The sequence below is a fragment of the Vibrio sp. 1180_3 genome (assembly GCF_029478545.1).
GTDB classification, from domain to species: Bacteria; Pseudomonadota; Gammaproteobacteria; order Enterobacterales; family Vibrionaceae; genus Vibrio; species Vibrio aestuarianus.
On sequence record NZ_SJFM01000324.1, the window covers coordinates 1 to 216 of the forward strand.

Sequence of the window (216 nt, forward strand, 5' to 3'; positions counted from 1 at the left end):
CCGTGGCCGAGGGCGCGAGCATCAAAGTGGATGCGACGCAGACCGACCGCGACGGCAACGTGTCGAAGGAAGGCAGCGACAACGCGACCGTTGATACGGTGTTCATCAATGACGGTGACTACGCACCGCTCGTGACCATCGTGGATGACCGCAATCCAGATGATGGCGTGATCAACAAAGACGAGCTGGGTAATGACCAGGTTCAAGTGAAGGTTG

At 57.9% G+C, this 216-nt stretch carries 1 protein-coding gene; it reads left to right on the top strand.

Annotation, left to right across the window (positions count from 1 at the left end):
* A partial coding sequence (locus tag EYW48_RS22105; RefSeq protein ID WP_277433142.1) for a hypothetical protein occupies window positions 1-216 on the top strand: 216 nt, incomplete at both ends.